This window comes from Acinetobacter sp. TUM15064, assembly GCF_008980265.1.
Classification (GTDB): domain Bacteria; phylum Pseudomonadota; class Gammaproteobacteria; order Pseudomonadales; family Moraxellaceae; genus Acinetobacter.
The window spans coordinates 46,986-65,146 of record NZ_BKFU01000003.1 but is presented as its reverse complement, the minus strand read 5'-3'; the positions used below and the strand labels follow the sequence as shown (position 1 = coordinate 65,146).

The window sequence follows — 18,161 nt, the reverse complement described above, 5'->3', positions numbered from 1 at the left end:
CTAACCTTAATAACTTTCAATTTGTTGTTTAAAAATGTGAACCCATGCTTGGCTACTTGATTCACATTGATCCAATACACGCTCAAAACCATCAGATCCACCATAGTAAGGATCAGGTAAGGCTTGCTGTGGATATTGCGTATCATGCTCGGACATGAGAGCGACTTTAGCACGTAGTTGCCCCGTACCAAATTCACGTGATGCTGTTTGATACAGCATCTGAATCTCATCAAAATTATTGTTGTCCATCGCTAAAATTAAATCAAAATGGACAAAATCACGGGTCTGTAACTGTCGTGCACGTAAACCAGACAAATCATAACCACGTTTCAAAGCATGTTCTTGGCTGCGTAAGTCAGGTGCCTTATTGGGATGATAGTTACTCGTCCCTGCTGAGTCGATTTCAATATTAAGTTGATGCGCATCACAAAAATGTCTGAGAACCACTTCTGCCGTGGGAGAACGACAAATATTTCCTAAACAGACACATAACACCTTATAGGGCGTTGTGAATGACATAACCACCTCGAAACAGCTTTATTTTCAAGTGTCTTATGTTAAGTTATTTAGAGGATGAATCCTATAGAAGTACAAAACATTATTGTTGAATAAGATATAAAAAAGGATGCTGTATGAACTCATTTCAATTTCAAACTGTGCCGAATATTATTTCAGGCTTGGGCAGCATTCAAAAGCTTAGAGAACTTTTAACAGCACGCCCTTATCAACATCTGTTATTGCTTACAGATGCAGGCATGCTACAACATCAACTGCATTTTCCCATCTTAGAAATTTTAGAGGATCTCTCTCTCACTTACAGTATATACAGTGAGGTTGAAGCAGATCCGGGTGAACAAATTGTTTTAAATGCGGTTAATTTTGCCAAACAGCAAAAGGTAGATCTCGTTTTAGGCTTTGGTGGTGGTAGTTCTATGGATGTTGCAAAAATTATTGCCATACTCAGCCATCCTGCACAGCAGCAACAGTTAGCTGATCTTTATGGGGTAAATAATGCCCAAACACCTCGCCTGCCGTTAATTTTAGTCCCAACCACAGCAGGGACAGTTTCTGAAGTTACCCCGATTTCAATTGTTACCACAGGTGAAACGACAAAGACTGGAATCGTCGCACCTGTTCTTTTTGCTGATGTAGCGATTTTGGATGCGACTTTTACTGAAAACCTGCCGCGTCATATTAGTGCAGCGACAGGCATTGATGCGATGGTACATGCCATTGAAGCTTATACCTCTAAAATCAAGAAAAATCCTTATGCAGACATGTTAGCGAAACAGGCTTTAAAGCTGCTGAATCAAAACCTCAGTTTGGTGCTAGAAGATGGTCGAAATTTAGAAGCCCGACAAAACATGTTGGTCGGTTCAATGTTGGCAGGACAAGCTTTTGCCAATGCCCCAGTAGGTGCTGTACATGCACTTGCTTATCCACTGGGTGGACATTTTCACATTTCACATGGACATAGCAATGCCTTAGTGTTGACAGAAGTTTTAAAGTTTAATCTTCCGCAAGCCAAGCACCATTATGCAGAGTTGATCTGCTGGCTCGACCCCAAAAGTACAGGTTGTACTGATGGTCTTTCTGATCTCTTTGTCGATCATATACAAAACCATTTAGACCGTAGCGGTTTAACCTTAAAACTCAAGGCGTTGAATGTTCCTGAACACAGTCTAGATCAACTTGCAACAGACGCCATGTTGCAAACACGCCTACTACAAAACAACCCAAGAGAACTAGAGTGGCAACAGGCACGCGAGATTTATCAAGCCATTTACAGCTAACCCATATAATTAACTTAGGCTATTTATAATCAGATTTTAAGGATGACGTCGATGAGACAAGCCGCAAAGACACGTGACCAATTTCATTATTTTTTACCGATTCAGACACGTTGGTCAGACAATGACCTCTATGGCCATGTCAACAACGTCACTTACTATAGCTATTTTGATACTGCCGCAAATGCCTTACTGATTGAAAAAGCAAATTTTGATATTCACCAATCCCCTATTATTGGCTTAGTGGTCGACTCAGCATGTAGTTTCTTACATGAGTTGTCTTATCCTGAGATTATTGACGTAGGTGTGACTATTTCCAAAATAGGAAACTCCTCACTTACTTACGAGCTCGCCATTTTTAAATTTGGTCAAGAAACGGCTTCGGCTCAAGGACATTTTGTTCATGTTTTTGTGGATCGTGAAACACGAAAAAGCACCCCGATTCCATCTGAAATGCGGAGTGCTTTGCGCCACTATTTAAGCCATGACATTACTTAAGCTGAATATTGTGTAATTCACCATCAAAAGTTTGCACTAGACTTTTCACTGTGTCTTCGTTTTGTAGTAATTCATGTGCACGTTGGAATGCCTTTTCCTTACGTTGCGCTTGCATCGTATATGGCGTAATGGTTTCAACTTCTGCATATTTCACATCAAAACGCGTCTGAGGCCATTCAGCTTTGAGCGCATCTTCCAAGACATGACGTAATTGGGTGAGGAGTTGCTCATAGCGTTGCGGTATCATAAACACCGATTCTGCATCAATCTGTCCCGTCATTAAGCCTTGCTGTGCCAACTCTTGTACCGCGGGTGATAAATCGCTGTTTCTAAACCAATACTCCCACTTCTCCACTGTCCATTCACCGACTAACTGCTGTGCTTGTAGTTGCAAAATATCTTGTGGCATTAAATCGGTTGGAGATGAGACCTGTTCAGGTTGAGCAAGCTCTACAAGGGCAGTAACAGTTTGTAGGCTTTCATTTTCTACAACTTGAGTATCCTCAACATTCGCGACTGAAAGCACTTCACTTGCTAAATCAAAAGATTCCGCTTGTACAACCTCAACTATTGCTACAGCAGGTTCAACGGGTGCTTCATTTTGAGTTTCTGCTTCTAACGGTACAATTTCATCAAATAAGAAATCATCACTATTTGGTTCATCATCATTGCTTTGTGCATTAAATTCATCAGCTTCATCCAAATCAAATAAAACTTCATCACTGGAAGGATCGAAAACGATTTGATCGGATTGCTGAGATACTTCAACTGATGGTTTATTCTCTTTGGCGCTTTCTGAAAGATTCACATCATCAAGTTCAGAATTAAAGTCAGTCTCTGCATCCTCATTTATCGCAGCATCTTCAAATGTCGCGTCAATATCTAAGCTTTGAGCATCTTGTTGCAAAGCCGTTGCTGGAGCAGAAGTCGGTATTACCGTTTGTTGTACAGATTCAGCTATAGCGCTATTGGCCTGAGTCACCAGTACTTCATTCGGTTGTAATGGACGGAACGCCAACATGCGTAGCACCGTCATTTCAAAGCCTTGCTCTTGCGTGACTGCTAACTGTAATTCAGCACGTCCTTTACATGCAATTTGGTAATAAAGCTGTAGGTCTTGCGCAGCAATCTGCTGAGACAATTGCATGATTTTTTTATTAATTTCAGCGCTATATTTGAGGCTTAGTTCTGGTAAATATTGTAATAATGCCAATTCATGTAAAGTCGAAATCAACTGATCCAAAACTAAAGATACATCCAGTGCTTGCTGGCGGAATTGTATCAGCAACTCACTCACCCGTTGTTTCTGGTTTTGATGTATCGCAAGGATCAGATCATAAATAATGGTACGGTCGATTAAACCTAACATCTCTTTGACATCTTGGTGCTGGATAGAGCCCTGACCATAGGCAATCGCTTGATCTGTCAAAGAAAGTGCATCACGTAATGAGCCTTGGGCAGACTCTGCAATTTGCCAAATCGCATCCTGCTCGGCGGGAATGCTCTCTTTATTTAAAATATTCCCCAGATGCTCGGTAATTTCATCTACAGCCAACGGGCGTAGAGTAAATTGCAAACAACGTGAAATCACGGTAATTGGGAGCTTTTGTGGATCTGTCGTTGCAAAAAGGAATTTCACATGTTCAGGCGGTTCTTCCAATGTTTTGAGTAAAGCATTAAAAGAATGCGTAGAGAGCATATGTACTTCATCAATCAAATACACCTTAAAACGACCTTGCGTCGGTGCATAAGGAACATTGTCTAAAAGCTCACGCGTATCTTCAACTTTAGTCCGTGACGCCGCATCAATTTCAATCAAATCAATAAAACGGCCTTCATTCACGGCAGTACAGGTTGGGCAAACTTCGCATGGTGTTGAAGTCACACCTGTTTCACAGTTCAAGCACTTTGCCAAAATACGGGCAATGGTGGTTTTTCCGACCCCACGCGTTCCTGTAAATAAATAAGCATGGTGCAAACGTCCGCGCTCTAAAGCACTGGTTAGTGCCCGAGAAACGTGGTTTTGACCCACTAGCTCATTAAAATTGCGAGGACGATATTTCCGTGCAAGTACTTGATACATGTATGCTCCTTTTTATAGGCCTAAGCATACTGTTTTTTTGCCAAAGAGTGAATGAATTACTTCACCCCGTTCTCACTTTTCTAAGCTATAAACCTGATTTAGATCAATAATCCAAAAACCATTCGCTCCATTTTTATCCCACTCTCTATCTCAAGCTATTTATACATTTAGATTATGGATTTGAAATAAAATGAGAGCTTTGCAAAAGTAAAAAAGAGGTAAATATTAAAATGAATTCGTAAAATACAGCTATTTAGAAAATTAAGCCGACTTCACCAGAATAAAATCACTCTGCATTTGGTATTTTTTACCGGTCACATCTTCACGTATTTCTAAAACACGATCCTCTAAATCGACATAAAGTAAGTTTCGCGTTGTCACGTTCACCAACTCTATCTTGTGCTGATCTTGAGCATTAAAACGAAGTAGTCCAGTCAAAGTTTCGACTTCGTTATGGCCACTCAAACTTTCTCGTTTTAGGGTGTAGGTCATGTTTTCATGCAGCTCAAGTGCAACTGCCATACCCGGACAGTCTTCACAACGGGACAAACATCCCATACACGGCGTTGTCCCGTGATAACCCCCAACCCACGCAGGAATAATCTGCTTTTGTTCTGCCACTTGGAGTTTAGACTTATCATGTTGCGTTTGATTCGCCTCGGAACAACCCAACAATAGTCCTGTAGCCATCAGAGGAATAAGAATAGGAGCCTTCATGTCACAAATCTTCAAAACCTAAACCGCGACGAACATAACATATTTTAGACGATGACTAAATCTCAGACCTGTCAAAACCAGCCTTTTTTACCTTTTAAGACTGCGTCCGCACAACGTAAACTTTCTTGGCTCAAAGCCCAAAGTCGATAATCCCCAGTTAAAGAAGCTGTAGCAAAGTTATGTGTATAAGCAAAACTTAAACCTCGCTCACTATCGCCCCAAGCTCCTGAACCATTAAAGCCCATATGACCAAAACCCTGCTCTGCGGTTTTGCCTAGGGTTAATATACGGTGATATCCCAAGCGCCAATGCATCGGTATCGGCATCACGCGATCTCGATAGCTATATTGCACTCGACTCAATTCAGAAAACACATCGGGACGAATCAACTGCTGACCTATCCAAATCCCTTTTTGAGATAGCATCGCATACACTTTGGCTAAACTATTGGCGGTAAAGACACCATTTGCCGCCGGAATGATCGCCTGAATCGCATCATCATGATAAAAGCTGACCTTTTTCATGCCTTTGGGAATCATGCCATCCTGAAAGTCTTGTGGATCTTGCCCTGACCACTGTATCGCTTTATCAAGCACTGAAACTTTACGCACCTTCGTGGGACTTGTTTGATTTGCTTGGATAGGTACAGGACGAGTAATAGGTCGTGCGATACGTTTTAATTCAGCACTGGGTGCGCCAAAGTAGGCTCCATCTAGCTCTAGCGGCTCAACTAAATAGGTTTGAAAAAGCTCAGTTAAACTTTTCCCCGTTGCTTTTTCCAAAGCACCACCGACTAGCCAACCGAAGGATAAAGGTTGATAGGCAGCATCTTCACCAATTGCAAAGCGTGGTTGCGCCTTTTCAAATACGTCTAACATATATGCCCAGTTCAACATTTCTGTCGCATCGGCAATGTTATTACGAATATCAAATAATCCGCTTTGATGACTCAGTACATGTCTTAGTGTCATCTTTCCTTTACCATTTTGGGCAAATTCAGGCCAATAATCCGCAATGGGTTGATCGTAGCTCAGCTCACCTCGACTGACTAAAATATGCGCCAAGGTTGCGAGCACGCCTTTGCCTGTCGAATAACACACCGACATCGTATTGGCCTGCCAAGGAGAATCTACCGCTGCCAAACCTGTATAGATATCGACAACTTTTTCACCCTGAAAATATAGAACACAGGCCGCACCGCCATATGCTGAACGAGCATCTTGTAAGCGGCTAAAGAGATGGGCAACACTTTGAAAACGTGGGTCAACGTAGCCTTGGTAATGGTTCGGATTCGCTTGTAAATATTGTTTTAAAATTTTCATTTACACATCCATGTATTTTAAAGCTGACATAAAAAAGCCCAGTGTAATCTAAACTGGGCTTTTTAAAATTATAGTGCTTTGATCTGTCCCGTCACATGCGGTTTTTGATTCTTACTATTTCGAATTAAGAAAGCAGTATTTGCCCCTTTTGTCACAGTCATAAAATCGACTGTTGACGGCAAATACATCGGCAGTTTAAACCAAACATCTGCTTCATAAGCATCAGGCAATGTGATCGAAGCCAACGCTCGTGCCTTACTCCACATGCCGTGCGCAATGGCCTGTTTAAAACCAAAGGCTTTTGCTGTCACCGCATGAATGTGGATCAGGTTAAAGTCGCCCGAAGTCATTGCATAACGACGACCTGTATTTTCAGAGACTTCCCAGACTACATTCGGCTGATAATCTGGAGTCGTTGCTTCGACTAATTTTGGTGCTGTTTTACCATCGGTCTTTTGACGTGCTAAATACGTGGTTAAAGCTTCAACCACGACTTCATTACCAACTTTCACCGTGGTAATAAAATCAAACTGAACACCTTTATCATGTGGCTCAAGCGCGCCATATTTACATGATAAAGTGAGGGTTTCATTGACGCCAACTTTACGCATTTGTTTGACTTGATTGCGAATATGCACCAAACCTAACACTGGAAATGGAAACGGCTCTTGCCCCATCATGTGCATTTGTAAGCTTTGCGATAATACAGCCAAATAAATCGCAGGAATATAACCATTATTCTTAAAGCCACATACTTCGTTATAGGCTTTCAAATGCTTTTCATCGACATTAAAAGAATCTACCACATACTCAACCTGCGGTAAGACTTTTTCACCTTTTGGTTTTTTAAAAATCAAACCTTGAATGACTTTCGGATAAGCCATGTATGGTTTTGGAAGTTGACTAAAATGGCGAGTCTTCATACTGAACCTTTGAGAAGTTTTTATTTCAATATTTTGAAAGTTCCTTCTCCCTCAGGGAAAAGGTTGGGATGAGGGAAAAATGCCATCCCATTTATAATATAAAGAATTCATCTCCCCTCTAAAGGAGAGATAAATTCAAGTTTTTAAATTAAGCACCCAACAAGCTTTGACCACAAACGCGTACCACGTTGCCGTTTAAACCAGTCGATGCTGTCGCTGCAAATAAAGCAATCGTTTCAGCAACATCTACCGGTAAACCACCTTGGCTCATCGAGTTCATACGACGACCCGCTTCGCGGATTGCAAATGGAATCGCAGCGGTCATTTGCGTTTCAATGAAACCTGGTGCAACCGCATTGATGGTAATGCCATTCGTCAACGTTGGAGCAGTAAATTTAACCACACCAATGACACCCGCTTTTGATACCGCATAGTTGGTTTGACCGAGGTTACCTGCAATACCTGAAATTGATGATACACAAACAATACGACCATTGGCATTTAAACCGTCGTTCGCAAGTAAATAATCATTTACACGCTCAATCGCTGACAGGTTAATGTTAATGACCAAGTCCCAAAGCTCAGGCTTCATATTTGCCAAAGTTTTGTCACGGGTAATACCTGCGTTATGCACAATAATGTCTAAACCACCTTGAGCAGCTGCCGCAGCTTTGATTTTCTCACCAGCATCGTTTGCTGTGATATCAATTGCCAGTGTTGAACCACCAATCTCACCTGCAACACGGTCAAGATCTGCTTGCTGCTGTGGTACGTCTAAACAAATCACATGCGCGCCATCGCGTGCCAAGACATGTGCAATCGCTTCACCAATACCACGGCTCGCACCTGTCACTACAGCAGTTTTACCAGCCAATGGTTTAGCCCAGTCCACATCTACAACATCAGCTTTAGATACGCGGATCACTTGACCAGAGACATAAGCAGAACGTGGAGATGCTGCAAAACGTAAAGTTGACTCAAGATTTGCTTCCGCATCTGCATCCACATAAATCAAATGTGCTGCAATCCCCTTTTTAAATTCTTTACCGACTGACTTCACGAAGCCTTCAAGCGCGCGTTGTGCAATCGCTTTTTTAACGCTACCCGCAGTTTCAGGGGTCGTGCCTACCACAATCACACGACCAGAAGCAGCCACTTGACGTGCAATCGGGTTAAAGAAGTTATATAACTCATTAAGTTGCTCTGATGACTCAATGCCAGATGCATCAAAAATAACAACTTTGAATTTAGACTCTTTGTCGCCTGCATTAAATGCACTTAAGTTTAAGCCCACTTGAGCCGCAGCTTGTTGTAGTTGCGCATTGTTACCCGCATAGCTATTGGCGTGGACATTTGCCAACACTTGCGCAATTGCACCAGATAGTGAACTGTTTGCTGCTGCACCCAGTAATACAGCACCTTTAATCACAGGCGTTGCTGACTCAAAACGGTCTAAAAAAGTTGGTGCAGGTAAACCCAAATTTTTAATGACAAATTTACCAATAGGAGATTTTGCAAATGTTTGGTATTGATCAGTCATGTTTTTATCTCTCATACAAATGAATTGTTGATGGATTCAAAGATATCCTTTTAACTTCAAAGTGATGTCTAGAGTCTTATATTTCAATAGTTCCATCGGTTTCAGTAGAATCATACTTGAGTTATAGAGGATATGTCTTGACCTGAAAGCCTGTTGCAATGTCATTCTAGTCAATTCAGCCCTTTTTATAATATGCTAATGTACACCCTAAGAATAGATTAACATGCTTGGAAAAGCCTTATGAGCAAAACAACTCAAGAAAATCCAGCAGTGGAAAATTCTGCTACGGAAACCGTGTCAAATACATCAAAAAGTACACCGCGTAGAACTAAAAGTACTGGCACGACAACCCAATCAGTAAATAACACGACTAAGCCGACTCGCACTCGTGCTGCGTCAACTCGTAGTAAAAGCCCTGCTTCTTCTACAAATGCTTCAAAACCAAAAACTCAAACTGCTGTTCAACAGGATCAAACCATGAGTCAAAACACTGTTCGCCGCGTGGCTATTATCGGTGGTAACCGTATTCCTTTCGCTCGCTCAAATGGCGCATATTTCACCGCTTCGAATACAGATATGTTCACAGCAGCGCTAAACGGTCTTGTTGAACGTTTTAATCTTCAAGGCCAACGCCTTGGTGAAGTGGTTGCTGGTGCTGTTCTTAAGCACAGCCGTGACTTTAACATGACCCGTGAATGTGTACTAAACACTGCACTTGCGCCAGAAACACCTGCTTACGATATTCAGCAAGCATGTGGTACTGGCTTACAAGCAGCGTTCTTAGTTGCGAATAAAATCGCACTGGGTCAAATTGAAGTGGGTGTTGCTGGTGGTGTAGATACCACTTCTGATGCACCAATTGCGTTTGGTGATGGTTTACGTAAAGCATTACTTGAACTCAACATTGCAAAAACGGGTAAAGACCGTTTAAAAGCTTTAACCAAAATCAACCTAAAAGACTTGATGGATGCGCCGAAAAATGGTGAGCCACGTACAGGTTTGTCTATGGGTGATCACCAAGCCATTACTGCGCTTGAATGGGGTATTGCACGTGAAGCGCAAGACGAACTTGCTGCATCTTCACACCAAAAAATGGCTGCGGCTTACGAAGAAGGCTTCTTCGATGACCTGATCACACCATTCTTAGGTTTAGAGCGTGACAACAACTTACGTGCTGACTCTACGGTTGAAAAACTTGCTAAGCTCAAACCAGCTTTTGGTAAAGGCGATGCACGTACCATGACTGCGGGTAACTCAACACCACTTACGGATGGTGCATCTTGTGTGCTTTTAGCATCTGAAGAATGGGCGAAAGCAAACGGTCACGAAGTCCTTGCTTACTTAACCTTCCAAGAAACGGCTGCTGTTGATTTCGTTGAGAAAAAAGAAGGCTTATTGATGGCGCCTGCTTATGCAGTTCCACGTATGCTTGAGCGTGCTGGCCTTAAACTTCAAGACTTCGACTACTACGAAATTCATGAAGCATTTGCGTCGCAAGTACTTTCTACGTTGAAAGCTTGGGAAGATCCAAAATTCTGTAAAGACCGTTTAGGTTTAGATGCTCCACTCGGTTCAATTGACCGCACTAAACTCAACGTCAAAGGTTCTTCACTTGCAGCAGGTCACCCATTTGCTGCAACCGGTGGTCGTATCATTGCCACTGCTGCGAAGTTGATTAACCAAAAAGGTGCAGGTCGCGTACTGGTTTCAATCTGTGCTGCAGGTGGTCAAGGTGTGACAGCAATTATTGAAAAATAATCTCGCCCTCACTGTAAAAAAGCATCTCTTTTGAGGTGCTTTTTTACAGGTCAAAACCATCAATTTACTCTATAGATAAAAACATAAAATAACCAAATACAAACTATGCAAAATTCACCGCCCTTTACTGTTTATCTCAATACCCCGATTCGCTATTATTATTTTTACCTCACTCCCTTAGTCATAGCGCTTTTGATTGTCAGCTTCGACTTCCACTTTCAAGGCGTGTTTCCAACCAGCATTGCATCCAACTTGTCCAGCCCGCATAAATTTCTCAATGACTTTTTTGCTATTTGTACTTTCATCTGTCTTGCCCTTATTTTGATCAATTATTTTCGTGTACAACTCAACCGACCACAAGTTCAGCACATCAGGCAACACTACGCAAAACTGAATACACAACAACGCTCAATGTTTAATCCACTAGGCTTAGTGTTTTTTATTTTTATGTTGCTCTTTTTCTGCTTAAGTTGGTTTTTGATCAGTGATGAAATCCCATACACAAATTCCGGTACAAAGAAAGGCACAACCATGATCTATCTCAAAGGCTTTGCGCATCCATATATAAGCGCTATAGCAAATAGTTTTCATGCTGCCATCACCGTCTTTTTTGCCTTAATGATCCCTTATATTTTAAATGTCAGAAAATTCAAATAAGAATCGCATCACATTAAAAAAGCCACGACATTGCGTGGCTTAATTTTTAATTTGAATATTGCGCTTCAGATTGAATACCCAATTTGGCCTCCACCATGTCATAACACCATTGGAAAATAAAGGTATAAACCAAAATACACATGGTTAAACTGAAGTCGAGTACGATGGCTTGCCAAATACTCATTTGCATTGCATATGCGACCATTGGAATGGTTGCAAGCATCAAACCACCTTCAAAACCAATCGCGTGAAGAACACGTACGCCGATGGTTCTTTTGAGTTTTCTTTTTGCTTCAAACTTTTCAAAAAAATGGTTAAACACCATATTCCATATGACCGAAGTGACTGCCATGGCAATACCGAGTACGCCTGTGACCTCTAAAGGCATATGGAATATGAAACTTAAAGCTACAGCAATGATCACCAATAGGATGATTTCATAGCTGAGCGCATGAATAATCCTTCTTTTGGAAATCAACATTTTTAATTACTCTTTTATGATTGGATGTTGGCTATTTTATTTTTATAATATTGATTAATCGAGTCAGGTTCTTTCAGTAAAACTGAAAGATAGAAAATTATGAATATCAATCAAGAGCAACTGATCATTTTTAAAACCGTGATTGAGTCAGGCTCATTTTCAGCTGCCGCACGAAAATTGGGCAAAGTGCCATCGGCCGTGAGTATGTCAATTGCCAACTTGGAAATAGACTTAAACCTACAACTTTTCTTACGCGAAGGACGTGAGCCTACAGCAACAGCGCAAGCCCTAACCTTGTATGAAAAGACCGAGCAACTACTGACCGAAATGAATCAATGGAAACAGCATGCTCATGCCCTAAGCCACGGTTTGGAGTCCTCGCTCAATATCGTCGTTGTATCCGAACTGCTCCATATGCAATGGATCGACTACATCGCAATATTAGAAGCTGAATTTCCCAGTCTACAGATCAACATTTTTTCTGCACCTCAGGAAGATGCGCAAAGAATGTTACTCAACGGTACAGCGCAACTTGCACTGATGTTCGAACGTGAACAGCTGGAATGCAGCGAACAGTTTGTTGAATTAAAAATGGAAACTTTAGTCCCTGTCGCAAACAAAGACTTTGAGCTGGCGCAATTTTCACAAGTCAGCTTTGAACAAATTCAACACAGTCGCCAGATCGTGGTTGCCAGCCGAGATAAAAGCATTAAGCCTGAACTACTTTTTTCTAAAGAATATTGGCGGACTGACAATCATCACTCTGCCTGCGCACTCATTATGCAAAATTTCGGTTGGGGTGTTTTACCCTTGGAAATGCTGAATGAAAACCCTCAGCTCAAAACCCAGTTGAAAATATTAGATCTGCTGGATTTCACCCCAAAGTTTGAATATTTTGTCGATTTGGTCTGGAGTCGTGAAAGTGAATTGGGTGCAGCTGCACGTTTTTTAATCCAACACATCCGAAATCAACGTAAAAAATCGTGATAACTGCTGTTAAAACATCCGAATCCACTTGGGTTAGAAGCAGTTTGTGTTATAAATATTTTATGGGTAATAACTTTAAGAACTAACGATCAATGACACAAACTGCATTAAACCAATTAAAAAGCTTAACCACCATTGTTGCTGACAGTAGCGATTTAGCGGCGATTAACCAATTTCGCCCGCTTGACGCAACGACTAATCCGTCGCTGATTACAGCGGCTGCTATTCAACCTGAAAATAAAGAGTTGATTGAGGATGCTTTTGCTCAAGCCAAAACTGAGGGCTATAAAGAAGACTTACTCATTGAACGCACAATCGACATTCTTACCGTCAAGTTTGGGGTGGAAATTCTCAAATTGATTGAGGGTCGTGTATCTACAGAAGTGGATGCTGCACTGTCATACGATACCGATGCCACCATTGAAAAAGCCAAAGAGCTGTTGGCGCTATATAAAAACTACGGCGTAGATCAAAATCGTATATTAATTAAAATCGCTTCAACATGGGCGGGTATTCAAGCAGCGAAAGTGTTAGAAGCTGAAGGTATCCATACCAACTTAACGCTTTTGTTTGGTGTGCATCAGGCCCATGCTTGTGCGGAGGCAAATGTCACTTTAATTTCACCTTTTGTTGGACGTATTTTAGATTGGTACAAAAAAGCCGAAGGCGTGGACAGCTATCCAGTTGAGAAAGACCCTGGCGTACTTTCTGTGAAGCAAATTTACCAGTTCTATAAAGCACATGGGATCAAAACAGAAATTATGGGCGCAAGCTTCCGCAGTGTTGACCAAGTCTTAGGACTTGCAGGTTGTGACCTTCTTACTGTTGCGCCTAACTTATTGGCAGCTCTTGAACAAGACACACGTGAAGTTAAAGCCCAACTGTCAGCAAGTGATATTGCGCCAGCGACAACTGCACTTAACACACTCAGTGAAACTGAGTTTAGGAATCAAATTGAACATGACTTGATGGCAACGCAGTTGTTACAAGGCGGTATTGATGGATTTATTAAAGCCCGTCAACAGCTGAACACACTATTGCGTCAGTCTTTTGGTCTAGATGAAGAAATTTCAGCTTAACTTGATTTTTCTTCTTTTAAAAGCCGATTTTGCTATCATGCAATATCGGCTTTTTTATTGAGAATATGTTGTGTTTGGGATTATCGACATCGGTACCTATATCATCGGTACAATTTTAATTGTGATTTTACCAGGCCCAAATTCTCTTTATGTGATGTCCATTGCCTCGCGTTTTGGTCCGAAGATCGGCTATTGGGGAGCATTAGGCGTTTTCACGGGTGACCTGATCCTCATTCTATGCACAGTACTAGGCGCAGCATCTCTTTTACATGCTTTTCCTTGGCTGTTCATTTTATTAAAAATTGTAGGGGCTTTGTACCTATCCTACCTAGGTGGAAAACTCTTATTTGCTGGCGTCAAAACGTGGCATTCATCCCCACAACATCTTGAAGCAAGTGCAAACCAGAATACTTTGCAAACGCTACACCCGTTTAGATCAGCTCTGACCATTAGTCTTTTAAACCCTAAAGCTATTTTGTTCTATTTGTCTTTCTTTGTGCAGTTTGTTAACCCTAAATACGCTTATCCTGCACTCAGCTTTACTTTACTTTCAGTCATCTTGCAGATCATCAGCATGGCTTATCTTAGCATTTTGATTTTCTCAGGGATTAAATTGGCCAGTTACTTTAACCGTCAGTTTAAAGTTGCCGCTGTCGCAGTGGCAACTGTTGGTTTACTGTTTTGTGGTTTTGGTTTAAAGCTCGCACTTTCCACCCTGTAATTCTCGTGAATAATCTCGTTATTTTCGATAAAAAAACCATTGTATGCTGTTTTCTTTTTCAAGAACCAGCGTATGATCCTTGAACAATCGCTATTTTCACTCATTCAAATTATGTTTTGATCTTCATGCAAAAATTATTTCAAGATTTCTCAGTTCCAGCAGTATTCGCAGGTTTTATTACCTTCCTCATTGGCATTAGTGTGTCTTCAGTCTTGGTCATTCAGTCCGCCCAAGTCTTAGGTGCAAATACCGCACAAATCAACTCATGGTTCTGGGCTTTAGGTCTGGGTATTGGTTTGAGTGGATTGCTTTTATCTTGGAAACTTAAATATCCTGTATCGACCTCATGGTCTACTGCGGCACTGGCTTTAATTATTGCTACGGGCAGTGGCTATAGTTTACATGAAGCAATTGGCGCATTTTTGGTCTGTGGTTTAGTTACCGCTATTTTGGGCTTTTTCGGGATCTTTGAGAGAGTTCTGACTTATATCCCGCAAAGCCTAACCAGTGCCATGCTGGCAGGTGTGCTACTGAAGTTTGGTATTTCATTGTTCGCCAGTATGCAAGACCATTGGGGGTTTATTTTATCCATGCTGGCGGCTTATATTGTTTCTAAGCGACTTACCCCACGTTATTGTATCGTCATTACCGTGATTGCAGGCTTGTTACTCTGCCCATTGTTCTTAGACTTCCATACACCTCAAATCACATGGAGCCTAGCGCAACCTGTTTGGATGACGCCTGAATTCAGTATGTCTGCTATTTTAGGTTTAGCGCTGCCTTTGTTTGTGATCAATATGGCATCCCAATATTTACCAGGTATTGCCATGATTAAAAGCTATGGCTATAACCCACATGTCAATCAACTGATTGGTTGGACGGGTACCGCTCAAGCCTTACTCGCACCATTTGGTTGCTATAGTGTGAATACTGCAGCCATCAGTGCCGCTGTCAGTTTAGATGAACAAGTTCACCCTGACCCATCAAAACGCTATATTGCGGGCATGAGCTGCGGCTTCTTTTACATCTTAATGGGACTATTTGCAGCAACCCTCACCAGTCTTTTGTTGTCTTTCCCTGCAATCTTTATTACAGCCTTAGCAGGCATTGCTTTATTTGGCACGATTAGTCATAACATTGCAATTGCATTTGAAGCAGTCTCAGACCGTGAAGCAGCCCTCATGACTTTCTTATTTAGTGCATCAGGCGTTCAGTTTTTTGGCATTGGTTCTGCCTTTTGGGGACTACTCTTTGGTTTTGCAGTTATGCTTATATTTAAGTTTAAAACCAAAAAAGTTTAAGCCCTCATATAAAAAAGCACCCTCGATGGGTGCTTTTTTATTTTCAAATACTGCTAACTTAAAAAGTTAATGCTGATAACTTCGTTGAATCAATTCTTGCTTGAGTTGCATCGTCTCAGACAGATTTTCCACCTCAGTAAATGCTGTGAGCCAAATACCATCCGCAGCATAACGCAAAATTTTAAGCTCCAAATCATTGTCTGTATCCTGATGTCGAGCCAAACGTTTCTCTAGCCACTCAATCCAATACTCATTAAAGGTGCGATCCGTCAGCATGATCATCGAAATAGCTGACCAAGAGTGTTCTAAACCCAGCACCTGCTTTTCTAATGTAATTTCGATATAGGCTCTCGTGAAGCATCCGTAATACTCTTGATCTTTGGCTATCAACTGATCCACCACTCGATCTAATTGTTCAAGCTGTTCTACAATCATTGCCTCAAGTAGCTTTTGCTTGTTTGGAAAATGATGAAAAACCCCTCCTTTACTCACGCCAACCAAATCAGCTACGGCCTGTATAGAAACCCCAGTCACACCCTTTTCAGCTGCCAAACGGATGGCATGTTGCAAAATACTGTGGCGAACCTGTTCAGGTGCTTTTTTACGTGGAGTTGTTTGTTGCATCGAAGTTAATGCCCTGTCGAATTTGAAAATAAATTAATTACGATTACACCAGAAACAATCAACGCAATACCAATCATTGCGGCGAGATCTAAACTTTGTTTGAAAATAAAGTAGCCAATCAATGCAGTTAAAACAATCCCCACACCCGCCCAAATTGCATAAGCGATACCTAAAGGAATCACTTTAATCACTTGTGACAATAAATAAAATGCCAGCGAAAATAAAACCACCACCGCCAGCGAAGGCAATAGTTTGGTAAAACCTTCCGACTTAACTAAAAAGGTCGAACCAATGACTTCAGAAATAATTGCCATCGCTAGCAAAGCATAAGCCATTAATACAGGATTCATACTAAACTCAATTATTAACATACCGATCGGTCGGTATGTTAATAAAACCCCAAAAGTTAAGCAAGTCTTTTAAACATGATTATTTGGATGAATTTATCACTAAATCTGAAGTTCTTTTTATAAAATCAATGGTTCGATCAAAGGTGATCTGACTCGCCTCTTTACTCATCATGAACTGATATTCATGCACCAAATACTCTTTAGAGTCTGGGTAAAAAGCTTCTGTAACTGCCACCTGATGCTGCTTCAGTACTTCAACAAAAGGTAAAGACTGAGTTTTGGTTAAAAAGTCTTTATTTCCCCCACTAATAAATACAGCAGGATACTGTGATGTAATATGTTCACTGGTTGAAATCGACTTTAAAAATGCAGCATCGTCCTTACGCTCGCCTGTATAAGCCTGTACCAAATTATATACACCCCATTCAATCAACTTTAACTCTTCAGGAGCCGTATTCACAAAACTGTATAAATCGTAAATCCCGCAATGCAGAATCAATCCTTTTAGTTGTTTAGCTTGAATCGAAGGTTGAAAGCCGGATGCTTCAGCAAAGCTAGAATTAGTCAAAAGTGCAGCATAATGGCTGGCAATATTGGCTCCAGCAGAATCTCCAGCAAGATACAATTGGTTCGCGTTAATGTGGTACTGAGTAGCATGTTTTTGTAAAAAACTAAGTGCTTGATTGAGCTGATGTAGTTGCGTTGGATAAATCGCCTCGGGGGCAAACTGATACTCAACTGAAATAACATTGAAACCTTGGTTGGCTAAAAGCTTGAAATACCCACGTGCATGTTCTTTAGAACCAGAAACCCAGCCACCACCATGAACCCAAACTACTGTAGGCACTGTATCTAATTGTTCAATATTTTGTGGTTGATAAATATCAAGATTCAGCGCAGGACTAGCTTGATATGGAATATTGTGATGTACAATGACATCAGGGGGAGCAAAACGATCCAGCATTTTCATTTGAATATGGGTTGCTGTATTAAATGTACCCGCAATCAGTTTGGTATTTTTTTCGACACTTTGACATGCACTTAACACGACCATCATAAAAATGATACTGATTGTTTTAATCAGAGACTGAAAACCCATATTGTTTGCTCAATTTTTTAAGTGATTCTAATACAATATCTTGCGCAAGATATATTTAAAACAGACCAATTCGCCCCTTTTATAGCTCTCGAGTTAAGCACTGAAAAAAATTCTTCAAACTTGAAACTTGAGTTTTTTGCTCAAGATTTATTCTGGCTAAATCCACATTTAATGACATTATTTTCTGAAAATTTCATGAATTTTCAATTTTTTAGCGCAATCAAAATTGAA

At 41.0% G+C, this 18,161-nt stretch carries 17 protein-coding genes; 7 read left to right on the top strand and 10 right to left on the bottom strand.

The genetic code is table 11. The annotated features are described in order from the left end of the window. Positions 1–6: 6 nt before the first annotated feature. Positions 7–519 carry a low molecular weight protein-tyrosine-phosphatase gene (locus tag GBI16_RS01820; protein ID WP_151706404.1) on the bottom strand — a complete coding sequence of 171 codons (513 nt, stop codon included), beginning with the start codon at positions 517–519 and terminating at the stop codon, positions 7–9. Between the two features lie 113 nt (positions 520–632). Between GBI16_RS01820 and GBI16_RS01815 the strand changes: the two genes are divergently transcribed. After that, positions 633–1,793, top strand: a complete 1,161-nt coding sequence (locus tag GBI16_RS01815) for an iron-containing alcohol dehydrogenase (RefSeq protein WP_151706403.1) — start codon at positions 633–635, stop codon at positions 1,791–1,793. A gap of 51 nt (positions 1,794–1,844) precedes the next feature. Then, on the top strand, positions 1,845–2,288 hold the full coding sequence (locus GBI16_RS01810; RefSeq protein WP_110973968.1) for a thioesterase family protein: 444 nt from the start codon (positions 1,845–1,847) through the stop codon (positions 2,286–2,288). On the opposite strand, the gene dnaX is transcribed toward GBI16_RS01810, so the two are convergent. The 5 genes from dnaX to GBI16_RS01785 all read right to left on the bottom strand — a co-directional run bounded on the left by dnaX (position 2,281) and on the right by GBI16_RS01785 (position 8,873). Next, positions 2,281–4,371: a DNA polymerase III subunit gamma/tau gene (gene dnaX / locus GBI16_RS01805; RefSeq protein WP_151706402.1), complete on the bottom strand. Its 2,091-nt coding sequence runs from the start codon at positions 4,369–4,371 to the stop codon at positions 2,281–2,283. The genes GBI16_RS01810 and dnaX overlap by 8 nt on opposite strands. Positions 4,372–4,632: 261 nt before the next feature. Then, a complete protein-coding gene (locus tag GBI16_RS01800) occupies positions 4,633–5,088 on the bottom strand; it encodes a copper resistance protein NlpE N-terminal domain-containing protein (RefSeq protein WP_151706401.1) in 456 nt (151 codons plus the stop codon). A 71-nt stretch (positions 5,089–5,159) separates the two neighbouring features. Beyond that, entirely contained in the window at positions 5,160–6,404 is a 1,245-nt protein-coding gene (locus tag GBI16_RS01795; protein ID WP_228267793.1) for a serine hydrolase, read from the bottom strand. A 74-nt stretch (positions 6,405–6,478) separates the two neighbouring features. Continuing rightward, positions 6,479–7,333, bottom strand: a complete 855-nt coding sequence (locus GBI16_RS01790) for a MaoC/PaaZ C-terminal domain-containing protein (RefSeq protein ID WP_151706399.1) — start codon at positions 7,331–7,333, stop codon at positions 6,479–6,481. A 148-nt stretch (positions 7,334–7,481) separates the two neighbouring features. Continuing rightward, positions 7,482–8,873 carry a 3-oxoacyl-ACP reductase gene (locus tag GBI16_RS01785; RefSeq protein ID WP_151706398.1) on the bottom strand — a complete coding sequence of 464 codons (1,392 nt, stop codon included), beginning with the start codon at positions 8,871–8,873 and terminating at the stop codon, positions 7,482–7,484. A 240-nt stretch (positions 8,874–9,113) separates the two neighbouring features. Here GBI16_RS01785 and GBI16_RS01780 point away from each other — a divergent pair, with 240 nt between their 5' ends. After that, positions 9,114–10,631 (top strand): acetyl-CoA C-acetyltransferase, encoded by a 1,518-nt coding sequence (locus GBI16_RS01780; protein ID WP_151706397.1) that lies wholly within the window; start codon positions 9,114–9,116, stop codon positions 10,629–10,631. A gap of 703 nt (positions 10,632–11,334) precedes the next feature. On the opposite strand, the gene aceI is transcribed toward GBI16_RS01780, so the two are convergent. Continuing rightward, positions 11,335–11,769 carry a chlorhexidine efflux PACE transporter AceI gene (gene aceI, locus GBI16_RS01770; protein WP_086210100.1) on the bottom strand — a complete coding sequence of 145 codons (435 nt, stop codon included), beginning with the start codon at positions 11,767–11,769 and terminating at the stop codon, positions 11,335–11,337. 99 nt (positions 11,770–11,868) lie between these two features. On the opposite strand from aceI, the gene GBI16_RS01765 reads away from it, so the two are divergent. From GBI16_RS01765 to GBI16_RS01750, 4 genes are all read left to right on the top strand, one after another. After that, positions 11,869–12,756: a LysR family transcriptional regulator gene (locus tag GBI16_RS01765; protein ID WP_151706395.1), complete on the top strand. Its 888-nt coding sequence runs from the start codon at positions 11,869–11,871 to the stop codon at positions 12,754–12,756. 92 nt (positions 12,757–12,848) lie between these two features. Continuing rightward, a complete protein-coding gene (gene tal, locus GBI16_RS01760) occupies positions 12,849–13,835 on the top strand; it encodes a transaldolase (protein WP_010326829.1) in 987 nt (328 codons plus the stop codon). A 70-nt stretch (positions 13,836–13,905) separates the two neighbouring features. Then, positions 13,906–14,556, top strand: a complete 651-nt coding sequence (leuE, locus tag GBI16_RS01755; protein WP_086210101.1) for a leucine efflux protein LeuE — start codon at positions 13,906–13,908, stop codon at positions 14,554–14,556. A gap of 125 nt (positions 14,557–14,681) precedes the next feature. Beyond that, the gene (locus tag GBI16_RS01750; protein ID WP_086210102.1) at positions 14,682–15,857 is read left to right on the top strand and encodes a benzoate/H(+) symporter BenE family transporter; all 1,176 of its coding nucleotides are present in this window, start codon (positions 14,682–14,684) and stop codon (positions 15,855–15,857) included. Between the two features lie 66 nt (positions 15,858–15,923). On the opposite strand, the gene GBI16_RS01745 is transcribed toward GBI16_RS01750, so the two are convergent. From GBI16_RS01745 to GBI16_RS01735, 3 genes are all read right to left on the bottom strand, one after another. Continuing rightward, a complete protein-coding gene (locus GBI16_RS01745; RefSeq protein WP_086210103.1) occupies positions 15,924–16,481 on the bottom strand; it encodes a TetR/AcrR family transcriptional regulator in 558 nt (185 codons plus the stop codon). 5 nt (positions 16,482–16,486) lie between these two features. After that, positions 16,487–16,831 (bottom strand): multidrug efflux SMR transporter, encoded by a 345-nt coding sequence (locus GBI16_RS01740; protein WP_086210104.1) that lies wholly within the window; start codon positions 16,829–16,831, stop codon positions 16,487–16,489. Between the two features lie 79 nt (positions 16,832–16,910). After that, positions 16,911–17,930, bottom strand: a complete 1,020-nt coding sequence (locus GBI16_RS01735; protein WP_151706394.1) for an alpha/beta hydrolase — start codon at positions 17,928–17,930, stop codon at positions 16,911–16,913. Positions 17,931–18,161 lie beyond the last annotated feature (231 nt).